This is a genomic window from Bacillus cereus group sp. BfR-BA-01522, assembly GCF_022662635.1.
Classification (GTDB): domain Bacteria; phylum Bacillota; class Bacilli; order Bacillales; family Bacillaceae_G; genus Bacillus_A; species Bacillus_A cytotoxicus.
This window is the reverse complement of the sequence record NZ_JAKUDY010000027.1, coordinates 1-14,898: the sequence shown is the minus strand read 5'-3', so window position 1 is coordinate 14,898 and position 14,898 is coordinate 1. Positions and strand designations below refer to the sequence as shown.

The window sequence follows — 14,898 nt, the reverse complement described above, 5'->3', positions numbered from 1 at the left end:
ATGGCAGAGAGGTCACACCCGTTCCCATACCGAACACGGAAGTTAAGCTCTCTAGCGCCGATGGTAGTTGGGGCCTTGCCCCTGTGAGAGTAGGACGTCGCCAAGCAAAAACACGAGTGAATTCACTCGTGTTTTTTTATTTCCTAAGAAATAGATGAACATTGATTGAATAAAAATAACGAAATATAGTAAGGAATTTTTTCAGCAGATATATTTAAAAATTGATAAATAAAAGGATAATCATCCGAAGCGTAGCTTCCTAAAAGTTCATACCACCATTCCGTCTCATAGCGTGAAATCATACTTAAATTATAGAGGAGTAAATAATGGATAAGCAATTCAGGTAAACATGGTTTTGGACTTCTTGAATCACTTATGATTGGCCAATAATAAGTGTCTAAATGGTGGCTATAAGACAATGGAGCAACATATATCGGATTCCATGTTTTAATAGGAGCAGAAAATACTAATTTCGTTTCATCCTCTTTACTATCTACATAGCGCATAGAAAGGTGTCTACAAATCGTTTCAATATAACGAGTAAATCTCTCCTTAGTCATATGTAAATGATCAAGCACTGCAGGGGGAAAGGTAATATATTCTTTCCTGTGTGTATCCAACTTATACAATGTTTTTCCCTTTTGACTACATTGAAATAAAGATTGTAATTCAGGGATTTTTACAAGCAATTCGAACATATTAAATTTTTCTCCTTCCAGTTGTTCCATATGAAACAGTTGCTGTGCAAGGTGAGGAAATAGCCCGTTTTTTTGTATTTTTACTTCATCTTCTAAAAATTGATAACCTTGTTTTTTTCGTTTTCTTGTTGTTACTCCATGAGCTAAGACAGTTGTAGATTCAGGGTAGTTCGGATTGATAGTTAATAGGCATGCCTTAAAGAGCTGACTCATTCCATAAAACAACAAAATCGGCTGAATAGAACAAGGAGCAGTTTGATAAAGATTATAATAATTTTTCCCATGCTCCAAATAATAAATAAAGGGATAACAATTTTCAAAGCTCCTCTTTTCAGCATTTTCAATAGGTAATTTCTTATAACAACGGGCAAGATAACGTTGTACATTTTGAGCAGACAAAAAGAAACTAAATTGATGCCAAATTTGAGATGTACAATTCATATGTTACGCTCCTTTTATTATCTAAAAATTCCAACATATAATCACTTTCTTGACAGTATTTTAACCAATTGTTAAGCTACTAATAATAATTTCTGGTATCATAGGGGGAACAATTATGTGGGAATCTAAATTTGTTAAAGAAGGTTTGACATTTGATGATGTATTACTTATACCAGCAAAATCAGATGTATTACCAAGAGAAGTAAATGTTAAAACGGTTCTATCTGAAAGTTTGCAGTTAAATATTCCTTTAATTAGCGCAGGGATGGACACAGTAACAGAAGCTGATATGGCTATTGCAATGGCACGTCAAGGTGGATTAGGAATTATTCATAAGAATATGTCAATTGAGCAACAAGCTGAACAAGTTGATAAAGTAAAACGTTCTGAAAGTGGCGTTATTTCAGATCCTTTCTTTTTAACTCCAGAGCATCAAGTGTACGATGCAGAACATTTAATGGGAAAATATCGCATCTCAGGTGTACCAATTGTAAATAATTTAGATGAGCAAAAACTAGTTGGTATTATTACAAACCGTGATATGCGTTTTATTCAAGATTACTCTATCAAAATTTCCGATGTGATGACAAAAGAACAACTCATTACTGCTCCGGTCGGTACTACGCTAAAAGAAGCTGAAAAGATCCTACAGAAATATAAAATTGAAAAGCTCCCTCTTGTTGATCAAAACGGTGTGTTAAAAGGTCTTATTACCATTAAAGATATTGAAAAAGTCATTGAGTTTCCAAACTCAGCAAAGGATAAACAGGGGCGTTTATTAGTTGGGGCAGCAGTTGGTGTAACTGCAGATGCAATGCTTCGTATTGACGCATTAGTAAAAGCAAACGTAGACGTTATTGTAATTGATACAGCTCATGGACATTCACAAGGTGTTCTTGAAAAAGTAAAAGAGGTTCGTACTAAATATCCAGAATTAAATATTATTGCAGGGAACGTTGCTACAGCTGAAGCAACACGTGCATTAATTGAAGCTGGTGCAAATATTATCAAAGTTGGTATTGGACCAGGCTCAATTTGTACAACACGCGTTGTAGCTGGCGTAGGTGTTCCACAATTAACAGCAGTATATGATTGTGCAACTGAAGCGCGTAAACATGGTATCCCGGTTATTGCTGATGGCGGTATTAAATACTCTGGTGATATGGTGAAGGCTTTAGCGGCAGGTGCTCACGTTGTAATGCTTGGTAGCATGTTCGCTGGTGTAGCTGAAAGCCCAGGGGAAACTGAAATTTACCAAGGTCGTCAATTTAAAGTGTACCGTGGTATGGGTTCTGTTGGAGCGATGGAAAAAGGAAGTAAGGATCGTTACTTCCAGGAAGGAAATAAAAAACTTGTTCCAGAGGGTATTGAAGGCCGTGTACCATATAAAGGACCTTTAGCTGATACAGTTCATCAATTAGTTGGTGGATTACGTGCAGGAATGGGATATTGCGGAGCACATGATTTAGAGTTCTTACGTGAAAATGCACAATTTATTCGTATGACAGGTGCTGGACTACGCGAAAGTCATCCACACCATGTACAAATTACAAAAGAAGCGCCAAATTACTCTCTATAATGTCTTATATATAAATAGACAGAGGTTTGATACCTCTGTCTATTTTTTTTTGATTATGTTAGAATAACGGTTATGTGAGTACAATGAGATATTGGGGGTAACTGAAGTGAAAGGTATGTTTTGCAAAAGATTCATTGCAATGGTAACAGTGCTGACATTATTTTTTAGCGCGTTCGTTACATATAGCAGTGTATCAGCAGAAACAAGTTCTGCTTTAAATATTGAAGCAGGCGCAGCAATTTTAGTAGAAGCAGATTCTGGGAAAATTTTATATCAAAAAAATGCAGATGAATTGTTAGCAATTGCAAGTATGACGAAAATGATGAGTGAATATTTAGTTCATAAAGCGGTGGATACAGGGAAACTTAAATGGGATCAAAAAATAAAAGTTTCTGAATATGCACATAAAATTTCACAAGACCGCTCATTATCAAATGTTCCGCTAGAAAATGGTGGTTCTTACACAGTGAAAGAATTGTATGAAGCAATGGCAATTTACTCCGCAAACGGCGCAACAATTGCTTTAGCTGAGGCGGTTGCAGGTAAAGAAGCAGACTTCGTAAAAATGATGAATGATCAAGCAAAAGAGTTTGGATTGAAAAATTATAAATTTGTAAACTCTACAGGTTTAACAAACAAAGATTTAAAAGGACAACATCCTGAAGGAACAACACCGGATGAGGAAAATAAAATGTCGGCACGAGATGTTGCCATTTTAGCACAGCATTTAATTCAAGATTTTCCAAAGGTGTTAGATACGGCGAAAATTCCGAAGAAGGTATTCCAAGAAGGTGGAAAATATCCTGTTAAGATGGATAACTGGAACTGGATGTTAAAAGGCTTAATTAAACAATATGAAGGTGTAGATGGTTTAAAAACAGGTTCTACTCCAGAAGCTGGTGATTGCTTTACAGGTACTGCTGAAAGAAATGGAATACGTTTAATTTCTGTTGTTATTAAAACAAATTCTCATACAGCGCGCTTTGATGAAACAAAGAAACTTTTTGATTACGGATTTACCAATTTTGATGTAAAAAAAGTATATCCAAAAGGATCATCAGTAAAGGGACATGAAACGGTACGAGTTGAAAATGCAAAAGATAAAGATGTTGCAGTTGAGACAAAACAAGCGATTACACTTCCAATGCCAAAAGGAAGTAAAGATGTTTACAAAACAGAGTTTAAAGAGGTAGGAAAAGAAAAAGAAGCACCTATTAAAAAAGGAACAACATTAGGACAAATGGTTGTATCACCTAAGGATGCGAGTGATCCAGGATTCTTATCTGGGAAATCATTGCATGTTGATTTAGTAACAAAATCAGAAGTAGAACAAGCAAACTGGTTTGTACGCTCTATGCGTGGTATAGGATCCTTCTTTAGCGACATATGGAATAGTGCTGTTGATACAGTAAAAGGTTGGTTTTAAAAGCTCCTCATAGTAGGAGCTTTTTTTATTTTTGATTTTTCATACACATTTTATGAAAAAGTAGTGGACAAGTCTCTAATAGTTAGTGATAGAATGTAAGAGTATTCTAAATTTTCGCCTTTAACGGGGGAAGCAATTCATCTAGGGAGGTTTTTGTACATGACAAATGTAACAGGAACAGAACGTGTCAAACGTGGAATGGCAGAAATGCAAAAAGGCGGCGTTATTATGGATGTAGTTAACGCTGAACAAGCAAAGATTGCAGAAGAAGCAGGCGCAGTTGCCGTTATGGCGTTAGAGCGTGTTCCTGCAGATATTCGTGCTGCAGGTGGCGTTGCACGTATGGCAGATCCAACAATTGTAGAAGAAGTTATGGGGGCTGTATCAATTCCAGTTATGGCAAAATGCCGGATTGGTCATCTGGTGGAAGCTCGTGTATTAGAATCATTAGGGGTAGACTATATTGATGAGAGTGAAGTGTTAACTCCAGCTGATGAAGTATACCATTTAAATAAACGTGATTACACTGTTCCATTTGTATGTGGATGTCGTGATATTGGAGAAGCTGCGCGTCGTATTGCAGAGGGGGCTTCTATGCTTCGAACAAAAGGTGAACCTGGAACGGGAAATATCGTAGAAGCAGTTCGTCATATGCGTCAAGTCAATGCAGAAATCCGTCAAGTTGCGAATCTTCGTGAAGACGAACTTATGACATATGCTAAAAATACTGGTGCTCCTTATGAAGTTTTACTTGAAATTAAACGTCTTGGGCGTCTTCCAGTTGTAAACTTTGCAGCAGGAGGTGTAGCAACGCCAGCAGATGCGGCATTAATGATGCAGCTTGGTGCAGATGGTGTGTTCGTAGGTTCTGGTATTTTTAAATCAGAAAACCCTGAAAAGTTTGCACGTGCAATTGTTGAAGCAACCACACATTATGAAGATTATGAGTTAATTGCAAATCTTTCTAAAGGATTAGGTGATGCAATGAAGGGCGTTGAAATTTCAACACTATTACCAGAACAACGTATGCAAGAACGCGGTTGGTAATTAAAGGAGATTTAAAAATGGTAAAAATCGGTGTGTTAGGTCTTCAAGGAGCAGTTCGAGAGCATGTAAAAGCAATTGAAGCAAGCGGTGCAGAAGCTGTAGTTGTAAAACAAGTAGAACAACTTCAAGAAATTGATGGGCTTATTTTACCAGGCGGTGAAAGTACAACAATGCGTCGTCTCATTGATAAGTATCATTTTATGGAACCACTTCGTGAATTTGCGCGTTCTAGAAAGCCGATGTTTGGTACATGTGCAGGTATGATTTTACTTGCAAATAAACTGATTGGTTATGAAGAAGCGCATATTGGTGCAATGGATATTACAGTAGAACGCAATGCATTTGGTCGTCAAAAGGATAGCTTCGAAGCTACACTTTCGATTAAAGGTGTAGGAGAAGATTTTACAGGTGTATTTATTCGAGCGCCGTATGTCGTTGATATAGCTGATGATGTAGAAGTTCTTTCTATGCACAATGGTCGAATGGTTGCAGTGAAACAAGGGCCATTTTTGGCTGCTTCTTTCCATCCAGAGTTAACAGATGATTATCGTGTTACAGCGTATTTTGTAGAGATGGTAGAAGAAGCAAAAATGAAGAAAGTTGTATAAGTAACTTGCAACTTGTGTAAGATTATAGTAAATTGATGGTAACAATTTTATAAAATTAGCGTGTTGATAGGAAATAGTAACAAATAGTGTTTCTTGACAGAGAGTCGGTGGTTGGTGGAAACCGATAGAAACGATTTGTGAATCCATCCTGGAGTGAAATGTGGAATATCTTTATGATTAGTAAGCATTTCCGGTGAAGAGCCGTTATTTCTACTTGAGAGGAAAACAGAGTTGTTTTCAACTAGGGTGGCAACGCGGGTTAACTCCCGTCCCTTTTATAGGGACGGGAGTTTTTGTATTTTATAAAATAAAAGGAGGAGTTTACAGGTGCTTGATATTAAATTTTTACGTGCCAATTTTGAAGAAGTAAAAGAAAAGTTGCAGCATAGAGGCGAAGACTTAGCTGATTTTGAGTGTTTTGAAGAATTAGATACAAAAAGAAGAGAGTTGCTTGTTCAAACAGAGGAACTAAAAAGTAAACGTAATGAAGTATCTCAACAAATTTCTATGTTAAAGCGTGAAAAGAAAGATGCAGAAGCATTAATTTTAGAGATGCGTGAAGTAGGAGAAAAAATAAAGGGTCTTGATAATGAGCTACGCGAAGTAGAAGAGGATTTAGAAAGATTAATGCTTTCTATTCCAAATATTCCACATGAATCTACACCTGTTGGTGAAACAGAAGATGATAACGTGGTAGTGCGTACTTGGGGAGAAGTAAAAGAATTTAACTTTGAGCCAAAACCACATTGGGATCTTGCGACTGATTTAGGTATTGTAGATTTTGAACGCGCAGGTAAAGTAACAGGAAGTCGTTTCGTATTTTATAAGGGTGCAGGAGCTAGATTAGAACGTGCTTTAATTAGCTTCATGCTTGACCTTCACACAGAAGAGCATGGGTATGAAGAGGTTTTACCTCCATACATGGTAAACCGTGCAAGTATGACAGGAACAGGTCAACTTCCGAAGTTTGAAGAAGATGCATTCCTTATCGAAAGTGAAGATTACTTCTTAATCCCTACAGCTGAAGTTCCAGTAACAAATATGCACCGTGATGAAATCTTAAGTGCCGAGCAATTGCCAATTCGTTATGCTGCATTTAGCTCTTGTTTCCGTTCTGAGGCAGGTTCAGCTGGACGTGATACACGCGGTTTAATTCGTCAACATCAATTTAATAAAGTAGAGCTTGTAAAGTTTGTTAAACCAGAAGAGTCTTATGAGGAATTAGAAAAATTAACAAATGATGCGGAACGCGTGTTACAATTATTAGAGTTGCCATATCGTGTTATGAGCATGTGTACAGGAGATTTAGGATTTACAGCAGCAAAGAAATATGATATCGAAGTATGGCTGCCAAGCTATGATACGTACCGTGAGATCTCTTCTTGCAGTAATTTCGAAGCATTCCAGGCAAGACGTGCAAATATTCGTTTCCGTCGTGAACCTAATGCGAAACCAGAACCAGTTCATACATTGAATGGTTCAGGTCTTGCGATTGGCCGTACAGTTGCAGCGATTTTAGAAAATTATCAGCAAGAAGATGGTACAATTATAATTCCAGAAGTTCTTCGTCCTTATATGGGAGGAAAAACAGTTATTAAATAAATGAATACTTTCATCGGTATGAGTGATTGGTAATTTCAGTTGTTGTCAGTAATAACATGAAAGGAAAGGAAAATATAGATTATATTTTCCTTTCCTCATAATTTATAATACTAGGGTTGACTAACTGTTTTTCTTTTGTTATTATATTTGATGTCAATATGGAGGTATACCCAAGTCTGGCTGAAGGGATCGGTCTTGAAAACCGACAGGCGGCGAGAGTCGCGCGGGGGTTCGAATCCCTCTACCTCCTCCAGATATAATTGACAACAGCGCATATAAGTGGAGATTGGAGAACTCGTTACCAACACGTAACGAGTTTTTATTTTAAAACCAATCAGAAAGTATGATGTAAGGTTAATATTGCCTTATGAAACACTCATATTCCGATGATTATCTTCATAGATATGAAAGGAGTCAACATGGATCTTATTATACAAACATTTCCTTTAGATGGAAAAACTTTATATTATGTACAATGTCCGGTTTGTAAGAACGATAGAATTTTAAATAGTGGTGCGAATGTATCTTGCATTATAAGTGATGAAACATTCCGTAAGCTTTGTGGTTGTACTTGTAATGTAAAAAAAGAAGCACCAAAGAAAGCGACCAAAAAGGCAGCAACTCCAAAGCGTACTGGTAAGGTATTAACGGCAATGATTAATGGGAAAGAAATGACTGTTAAAGAGATTGCAGAAGCATACGATATTAGTACAAGTACGGTTCGTCAGCGTATTAACGCTGGGAAGACAGAGAGTGAAATTATTGCTCCGACAAAAAGGAAAAAATAAGTTAATAGGAAAACCCGTGCATTTGCACGGGTTTTTTTATTTTACAAGTCTATGTGTTTGGTTTAAGAAATGTCCGATTTTCTTAATAATTGGTTCAATGGAATTTTCATCTTGTAGAACATCGTATTCATTAATATTTAAACGTAGGACAGGGCAGGAGTTAAAGTTATTAATCCAATTTTCATAACGCTCATGCATTTCCTTCCAATATTCAATTGGTGTTTGTTGCTCCATCGGGCGTCCCCTTTTTTGAATACGATCAACAATATCATCAAAAGAACCTTCTAAATAAATTAATAGGTCTGGATGCGGAAAATAAGGTGTCATTACCATTGCATCAAACAGGCTTTTATATGTTTCATAATCTGTTTCTGTCATTGTCCCTTTTTCATAGTGCATCTTCGCGAAAATGCCAGTGTCTTCATAAATAGAACGATCTTGGATAAAGCCTCCGCCATATTCAAAAATTTTTTTTTGTTCTTTAAATCGCTCTGCTAAGAAATAAACTTGTAAATGAAAACTCCAACGTGTAAAATCATCATAAAATTTGTCTAAGTAAGGATTTGAATCTACCTTTTCAAATGATGTTCGATAGCTTAAAGCATTAGCAAGTGCTGTGGTCATTGTTGATTTTCCTACACCGACAGTTCCAGCGATAGTAATTACTGCATCATTGGGTATATCGTATTTTTGCCTGAAATTCATTGCTATTTCGTCCCCTTTGAGAGTGTATTTTGGAGAGTGGATAAAATTACATGTAAGTCATCAGCATTTTTTATGAAATCTATGTTATCTCCATTAAATTTCAATACAGGAATATCTGGATGATCCTTTTGAAAAGCTTCCATTGCTATTTCATAATCTTGAGTAAGCTGTAATAAGTAATTTGGATCTATATTTTTTTCGAATTCTCTTCCGCGCATGGCAATTCTTTTTTGCAGTGTTTCAAGACTTGCAGTTAAGTATACGATGACATTTGGCACGGGCATATCCTGTGTAAGAATACGATAAATTCGCAAGTACTTTTCATATTGAACGTCCTTTAATGTACGAGATGCAAAGATTAAATTTTTAAATATATGATAATCTGCTACTACTGGCTTATGTTGATTTAAGTATTTTTTATTAATGTCTTCCAATTGTTTGTATCTGTTACATAGAAAGAACATTTCTGTTTGAAAACTCCATTCTTCAATATCTTCATAAAATTTTCCTAAGAAGGGATTTTCATCAACAATTTCTTTGAGTAAGTGGAGTTGCATGTGAGTTGAAATTTCCTTCGCTAGTGAAGTTTTTCCAACACCAATTGGTCCTTCAACCGTAATAAATGGTACTTCGGTCACGCTGTTTCCTCCTTTCAGTCTATAATTTCCTGCCATATAAAAACACAAAACAGGATTATTGTAGCATAAGAGGAGAGCAAAAGGGCTAATTTGTTATAAAAAGTTAGAAAGTCAATGGCGGTTTAGTTAATTTGAATTGAGACGAAGGCATAATATTTGCCTTTAATGTTGTTTTCATGATTTTTAAGGCATGTATATTATCTTGATCAGAATTAGAAGCGATGCAGTCCTCTGGTATGTAGAGGTTATAATTTCTCATATGAGCATCATTAGCCGTAAAAAGGATGCATATATTTCCAGCTACCCCTGTGATAATGAGGTTTTCAATTTTTAAGTAACCTAATAAAGAGTTTAATGGTGTTTCATAAAATGCAGAGTAATGTGGTTTAATAAAAACATAATCATCTGGTTCAGGGGAAATCATTTGTATAATGTTCTTGCTGTATGGATTTGTACAATGAGAAATTAGTTGGTTAATATCTGATCTCCACAACTGATAATGATCGTTTATATAAATAATAGGGTAACCTAATGTTTTCAAGTTCTGTTTTAAATGTAGGATAGATGTTGCTAGCATCTCGCACTTTTTAGCTAGAATAGGTCCTTCGGAGAAGTTGAAATCATTAATCATATCGATAATGAGTAGAGCTGTATTTTTCATTTGTAATCATCCTTCTTTTTTTCTTTAGAATGGATTGAATGCTTAAAAGTTATCCAGTATGTATATGGGAATTGGATGAAACTATATTGTAATAGTGATTAGAGAGGACTGTGTTATGGAACAAGATATGTATTTTATGAAGCTGGCAATAGAAGAAGCGAAGAAAGCGGAGAAGATAGAGGAAGTTCCAATTGGAGCTGTACTTGTGTTAGATGGCAAAGTAATTAGTAGCGCTCATAACTTAAGGGAGACAGAACAAAGATCGATTGCTCATGCGGAGTTGTTGGCTATAGATAAGGCTTGTAAAGCTTTGGGAACATGGCGTTTAGAACATGCAACATTATATGTAACCTTGGAGCCATGTCCGATGTGTGCAGGTGGAATTGTTTTATCACGTGTGAAGCGTGTAGTATATGGTGCAAGTGATCCAAAAGGTGGATGTGCTGGTACTTTAATGAATCTTTTAACAGATGAACGTTTTAATCATCAATGTGAAGTTGTCTCAGGTGTAATGAAGGAAGAGTGCGGAGCGCTATTAACAAGCTTCTTTAGAGAACTTCGTAGGAAAAGAAAAGAACAGAAAAAAATTGATAATAAAACAAGTTGTTAACACATTTGCATTTTACAAAAAAACAAGTTATACTGATAGTGCCTTGTTTAAGGCAACCGAATATTGGTTTTAACTTTGCCGTGCTAAGCGGGGAGGTAGCGGTGCCCTGTACTCGCAATCCGCTCTAGCGAGGCCGAATCCCTTCTCGAGGTTATGTTACTGTAAGGCCTGCCTTAAGTAAGTGGTGTTGACGTTTGGGTCCTACGCAACGAGACCCCGTGAACCTTGTCAGGTCCGGAAGGAAGCAGCAATAAGCGGGTTATCTCGTGTGCCGTAGGAGTGCCTGAACTGAGCTAACTGCTTGAGTAACGCTTATGGTACGTAATCGACAGAAGGTGCACGGCAGTTACATATGTATATGGAACCCATCTTTTTATAAAAGGTGGGTTTTTTGTATAAAAAATAACTTTTGGAATCTATAAACAGAATGGGTTATAATATACAAGATAATAACCTTTGAGGGAGGCCGTATTTTCGTGTCATACCAAGCGTTATACCGAACATGGAGACCGCAAAAGTTTGCAGATGTAGTCGGTCAAAAGCACGTAACAAAAACGTTGCAAAATGCCCTTCTTCAAGAAAAAGCTTCGCATGCTTATTTGTTTTCTGGTCCTAGGGGGACAGGTAAAACAACAATTGCAAAAGTATTTGCTAAGGCAATTAACTGTGAGCATGCCCCAGTAGCTGAACCTTGTAATGAATGTCCTGCATGCTTAGGCATTACACAAGGATCTATTTCGGATGTATTAGAAATTGATGCGGCTTCAAATAACGGTGTAGATGAAATTCGAGATATTAGAGATAAGGTAAAATATGCCCCAAGTGCAGTGAAATATAAAGTATACATTATCGATGAAGTTCACATGCTTTCTATGGGAGCTTTTAATGCACTTTTGAAAACATTAGAAGAACCCCCACAACATGTTATCTTTATTTTAGCAACAACAGAACCTCATAAAATTCCACCGACAATTATTTCAAGGTGTCAACGTTTCGAATTTCGAAAAATATCAGTTCATGATATCGTAGAGAGATTAGAAACTGTTGTAACAAACGAAGGTACAAAGGTAGAAAATGAAGCGTTGCAAATTGTTGCGCGTGCTGCTGAAGGTGGAATGCGCGACGCACTTAGTATAATTGACCAAGCTATTTCTTATAGTGATGAAATAGTTACGACTGAGGATGTTTTAGCCGTAACAGGTTCTGTTTCACAACAATATTTAGGTAATCTTGTAGAGTGTATACGTGATAATGATGTATCGAGAGCGTTACGTATTATTGATGATATGATGAGTAAAGGAAAAGATCCTGTTCGTTTTATGGAAGACTTTATTTATTACTATCGGGATATGCTCTTATATCAAACTTCACCACAATTAGAACATATGCTAGAACGGGTCATTGTAGACGATCAGTTTCGTATGTTAAGTGAGGCTATGCGGCCTGAAGTGATTTATGAAATCATTCATACGCTTAGCAAGGGGCAACAGGAAATGAAATGGACAAATCATCCACGAATTTTCCTAGAGGTGGTTATGGTTCAACTTTGTCAGCAATTTATGGTGCAAGCAAATGGAACTGACCGCCTACAAGCAATTATAAACAGAATGCAACAGCTGGAAAAAGAGCTAGCAGATGTGAAAAAGAATGGTGTTCCTGCTGGTGTCCAGCAGGAAGTAAGAGAAACTCGTACAGCACCAAAACCAGTGCGAACAGGAAATATGAAAATTCCTGTTGGCCGTGTACATGAAGTGTTAAAGCAAGCGAAACGCCAAGATTTAGAACAACTAAAGTCTATATGGGGCGAGTTACTAGGGAGATTGAAATCTTACAACAAAGTAGCATTTGCCGTGTTATTAGAAAATAGTGAACCAGTTGCAGCATCTGAGGATTCATATGTCTTAGCCTTCCAGTACGAGATTCATTGTAAAATGGCAAGTGAGAACCGTGAAGCGATGGATACCGTAGAACAGATTCTATTTGAATTGGTCGGTAAAAGATTAAATATGATTGCAATTCCGAAAGATCATTGGGGAAAAATCCGTGAAGAATTTTTACAACGTGAAGGCGGAAACTCAGAGGAATCAAAGGAACAAAGGGTGGATCCTCTCATAGAAGAGGCTGTAAAATTAGTAGGGCAACAACTAATTGAAATAAAAGAATAAGAATGTTTAGGAGGAATTTATTATGATGCGTGGCGGAATGGGAAATATGAATAATATGATGAAACAAATGCAAAAAATGCAAAAACAAATGGCGAAAGCACAAGAGGAACTTGGTGAAAAACAAGTTGAAGGTACAGCTGGTGGCGGTATGGTAACAGTTATTGCAAATGGCCATAAGCAAATCCTTGATGTGAAAATGAAAGAAGAAGTTGTAGATCCAGAAGATATTGAAATGTTACAAGACCTTGTATTAGCTGCAACAAATGATGCACTAAAAAAAGCGGAAGAACTTTCTAATGCTACAATGGGCCAATTTACAAAAGGGTTGAACTTACCAGGTGGATTGTTCTAGTAGGAGGATATTGACATATGCATTATCCAGAGCCGATATCAAAGCTTATTGATAGCTTTATGAAACTGCCAGGAATTGGACCAAAGACAGCCGTTCGTTTGGCATTCTTCGTGCTAGACATGAAGGAAGATGATGTATTAGATTTTGCGAAATCACTTGTGAATGCAAAGAGAAATTTAACATATTGTTCTGTTTGTGGTCACATTACGGACCGTGATCCTTGTTATATTTGCGATGACTCTCATCGTGATCAATCGGTTGTTTGTGTTGTGCAGGAACCAAAGGATGTCATCGCAATGGAAAAAATGAAAGAATATCAAGGGGTGTATCATGTGTTGCGTGGTGCGATTTCTCCGATGGAAGGAATTGGACCTGAGGACATTAATATTCCGCAACTTTTAAAGAGATTACAGGATGAAACAGTACAAGAAGTTATTTTAGCGACAAACCCAAATATTGAAGGAGAAGCTACAGCAATGTATATTTCTCGTCTTTTAAAACCAACTGGTATAAAAGTAACACGTATTGCTCATGGCCTCCCGGTAGGTGGAGATTTAGAGTATGCAGATGAAGTGACTTTATCTAAGGCTCTTGAAGGTCGTAGAGAAGTATAAAAGGAGAACCAGAAATGTTTTTTCAAAAAAAGGGGAAATTGCGTAAAGAATATGATGATAAATTAATTGTACTGTTAGAAAAAGTGAAGAATGAATGGTTACGTCAAAAACGGATGGTAGAACAAAGTGTCGAACCGTCCCAAGATGTAATTTGTTCTTTAAAAATAGCAGAGGCAAAATATTTTTTCTTATTAAAAGAAGCAAAACGTCGTCCTGTAAAAATGGAACAATGGTAAAAGAGTTGTAGAGTATCATGAGAACAATAGAAAAGTTCTTGGGAAAATAAAAAGAAGATAGCCGTTTACTATATGGTTATCTTCTTTTTTGTTTCTAGCTATTAATCATACTTTCGTAACGGAGGTGCTTTTTTGGTAGAGGTGTTTTCCAAAATTGAAAGTTCTTTTTTTATCTCTTGTCCCATACAAATAAAGTGTATGAATTGTATTTGAGGAGGGAGAAAATGAATTCTACACTCGTTATTGTAAGCATTCTTACTTTAGTCTTTATTTTGTTGATTTTTGGTGCTTCATTGAAACCGATACGTTTTATTGGCAAAGTAGTTGCGAGAGTGATCATCGGGGTCACTTTATTATTTATTGTGAATATAATCGGGACGTATTTCGATTTCCATCTCCCAATTAATGTTGGTACAGCTTCTGTTTCTAGCTTGTTAGGAATACCGGGTATCTTTGCTTTAGTTATTATTAAATTGTATATCATGCCAGGATAATTTATTTTGGTATGTAAAAAAGTAAAAAAAGTATTGACCTAATGCTTATTAATATGGTAAATTAATAAGCGTCGTCAACGACGAAATAAAAAAGAAGTTGACGAGATGGATGAAAAATGTTATATTATAAGAGTCGCTAAAACGCGATATTGAACTTTGAAAACTAAACGAAACAAACAACGTGAAACGTCAATTTTTATTTATGATGCTAGACAAACTTTATTGGAGAGTTTG

16 protein-coding genes, 1 tRNA gene, 1 rRNA gene, 1 other RNA gene and 1 other annotated feature are annotated in these 14,898 nt (G+C 36.5%); of the genes, 15 read left to right on the top strand and 4 right to left on the bottom strand.

Annotated features, from left to right (window positions below; all coding sequences use genetic code 11):
* Window positions 1–106, top strand: a 5S ribosomal RNA gene (gene rrf, locus MR059_RS21100); the annotation flags it as partial.
* A gap of 37 nt (window positions 107–143) precedes the next feature.
* Here the strand turns inward: rrf and MR059_RS21095 are convergent.
* Window positions 144–1,139 (bottom strand): YaaC family protein, encoded by a 996-nt coding sequence (locus MR059_RS21095; RefSeq protein WP_087094313.1) that lies wholly within the window; start codon window positions 1,137–1,139, stop codon window positions 144–146.
* 115 nt (window positions 1,140–1,254) lie between these two features.
* Here MR059_RS21095 and guaB point away from each other — a divergent pair, with 115 nt between their 5' ends.
* The 7 genes from guaB (at window position 1,255) to MR059_RS21060 (ending at window position 8,189) form a co-directional block, all read left to right on the top strand.
* Window positions 1,255–2,718, top strand: coding sequence for an IMP dehydrogenase (gene guaB / locus MR059_RS21090; RefSeq protein WP_011983155.1), 1,464 nt, complete (start codon window positions 1,255–1,257; stop codon window positions 2,716–2,718).
* Between the two features lie 106 nt (window positions 2,719–2,824).
* The gene (locus MR059_RS21085) at window positions 2,825–4,144 is read left to right on the top strand and encodes a serine hydrolase (protein ID WP_048723321.1); all 1,320 of its coding nucleotides are present in this window, start codon (window positions 2,825–2,827) and stop codon (window positions 4,142–4,144) included.
* Between the two features lie 159 nt (window positions 4,145–4,303).
* Window positions 4,304–5,191 (top strand): pyridoxal 5'-phosphate synthase lyase subunit PdxS, encoded by an 888-nt coding sequence (pdxS, locus tag MR059_RS21080; RefSeq protein ID WP_048723320.1) that lies wholly within the window; start codon window positions 4,304–4,306, stop codon window positions 5,189–5,191.
* A 17-nt stretch (window positions 5,192–5,208) separates the two neighbouring features.
* On the top strand, window positions 5,209–5,799 hold the full coding sequence (pdxT, locus tag MR059_RS21075) for a pyridoxal 5'-phosphate synthase glutaminase subunit PdxT (RefSeq protein ID WP_011983158.1): 591 nt from the start codon (window positions 5,209–5,211) through the stop codon (window positions 5,797–5,799).
* 54 nt (window positions 5,800–5,853) lie between these two features.
* Window positions 5,854–6,076: a binding site (T-box leader), on the top strand.
* Between the two features lie 50 nt (window positions 6,077–6,126).
* A complete protein-coding gene (gene serS / locus MR059_RS21070; RefSeq protein ID WP_011983159.1) occupies window positions 6,127–7,401 on the top strand; it encodes a serine--tRNA ligase in 1,275 nt (424 codons plus the stop codon).
* A 160-nt stretch (window positions 7,402–7,561) separates the two neighbouring features.
* Window positions 7,562–7,654: transfer RNA gene (locus MR059_RS21065), tRNA-Ser, on the top strand.
* Window positions 7,655–7,820: 166 nt separating this feature from the next.
* Window positions 7,821–8,189: a sigma factor-like helix-turn-helix DNA-binding protein gene (locus MR059_RS21060; protein ID WP_041809337.1), complete on the top strand. Its 369-nt coding sequence runs from the start codon at window positions 7,821–7,823 to the stop codon at window positions 8,187–8,189.
* 36 nt (window positions 8,190–8,225) lie between these two features.
* Here the strand turns inward: MR059_RS21060 and MR059_RS21055 are convergent, their stop codons facing one another.
* The 3 genes from MR059_RS21055 to MR059_RS21045 all read right to left on the bottom strand — a co-directional run bounded on the left by MR059_RS21055 (window position 8,226) and on the right by MR059_RS21045 (window position 10,193).
* Window positions 8,226–8,894, bottom strand: a complete 669-nt coding sequence (locus MR059_RS21055) for a deoxynucleoside kinase (RefSeq protein WP_011983160.1) — start codon at window positions 8,892–8,894, stop codon at window positions 8,226–8,228.
* Between the two features lie 2 nt (window positions 8,895–8,896).
* Window positions 8,897–9,532: a deoxynucleoside kinase gene (locus MR059_RS21050; RefSeq protein WP_011983161.1), complete on the bottom strand. Its 636-nt coding sequence runs from the start codon at window positions 9,530–9,532 to the stop codon at window positions 8,897–8,899.
* A 103-nt stretch (window positions 9,533–9,635) separates the two neighbouring features.
* Window positions 9,636–10,193, bottom strand: a complete 558-nt coding sequence (locus MR059_RS21045; RefSeq protein ID WP_011983162.1) for a cysteine hydrolase family protein — start codon at window positions 10,191–10,193, stop codon at window positions 9,636–9,638.
* A 115-nt stretch (window positions 10,194–10,308) separates the two neighbouring features.
* On the opposite strand from MR059_RS21045, the gene tadA reads away from it, so the two are divergent.
* From tadA to MR059_RS21010, 7 genes are all read left to right on the top strand, one after another.
* Window positions 10,309–10,803: a tRNA adenosine(34) deaminase TadA gene (gene tadA, locus MR059_RS21040; RefSeq protein WP_087097503.1), complete on the top strand. Its 495-nt coding sequence runs from the start codon at window positions 10,309–10,311 to the stop codon at window positions 10,801–10,803.
* 78 nt (window positions 10,804–10,881) lie between these two features.
* Window positions 10,882–11,146, top strand: an RNA gene (gene ffs / locus MR059_RS21035) — signal recognition particle sRNA large type.
* A 133-nt stretch (window positions 11,147–11,279) separates the two neighbouring features.
* On the top strand, window positions 11,280–12,968 hold the full coding sequence (dnaX, locus tag MR059_RS21030; RefSeq protein WP_011983164.1) for a DNA polymerase III subunit gamma/tau: 1,689 nt from the start codon (window positions 11,280–11,282) through the stop codon (window positions 12,966–12,968).
* 25 nt (window positions 12,969–12,993) lie between these two features.
* On the top strand, window positions 12,994–13,320 hold the full coding sequence (locus tag MR059_RS21025; RefSeq protein WP_164468636.1) for a YbaB/EbfC family nucleoid-associated protein: 327 nt from the start codon (window positions 12,994–12,996) through the stop codon (window positions 13,318–13,320).
* 17 nt (window positions 13,321–13,337) lie between these two features.
* A complete protein-coding gene (gene recR / locus MR059_RS21020) occupies window positions 13,338–13,934 on the top strand; it encodes a recombination protein RecR (protein ID WP_011983166.1) in 597 nt (198 codons plus the stop codon).
* A 14-nt stretch (window positions 13,935–13,948) separates the two neighbouring features.
* Entirely contained in the window at window positions 13,949–14,170 is a 222-nt protein-coding gene (locus MR059_RS21015) for a YaaL family protein (RefSeq protein WP_000466019.1), read from the top strand.
* Window positions 14,171–14,394: 224 nt separating this feature from the next.
* Window positions 14,395–14,664: a pro-sigmaK processing inhibitor BofA family protein gene (locus MR059_RS21010; RefSeq protein WP_041809339.1), complete on the top strand. Its 270-nt coding sequence runs from the start codon at window positions 14,395–14,397 to the stop codon at window positions 14,662–14,664.
* Window positions 14,665–14,898: the final 234 nt, after the last annotated feature.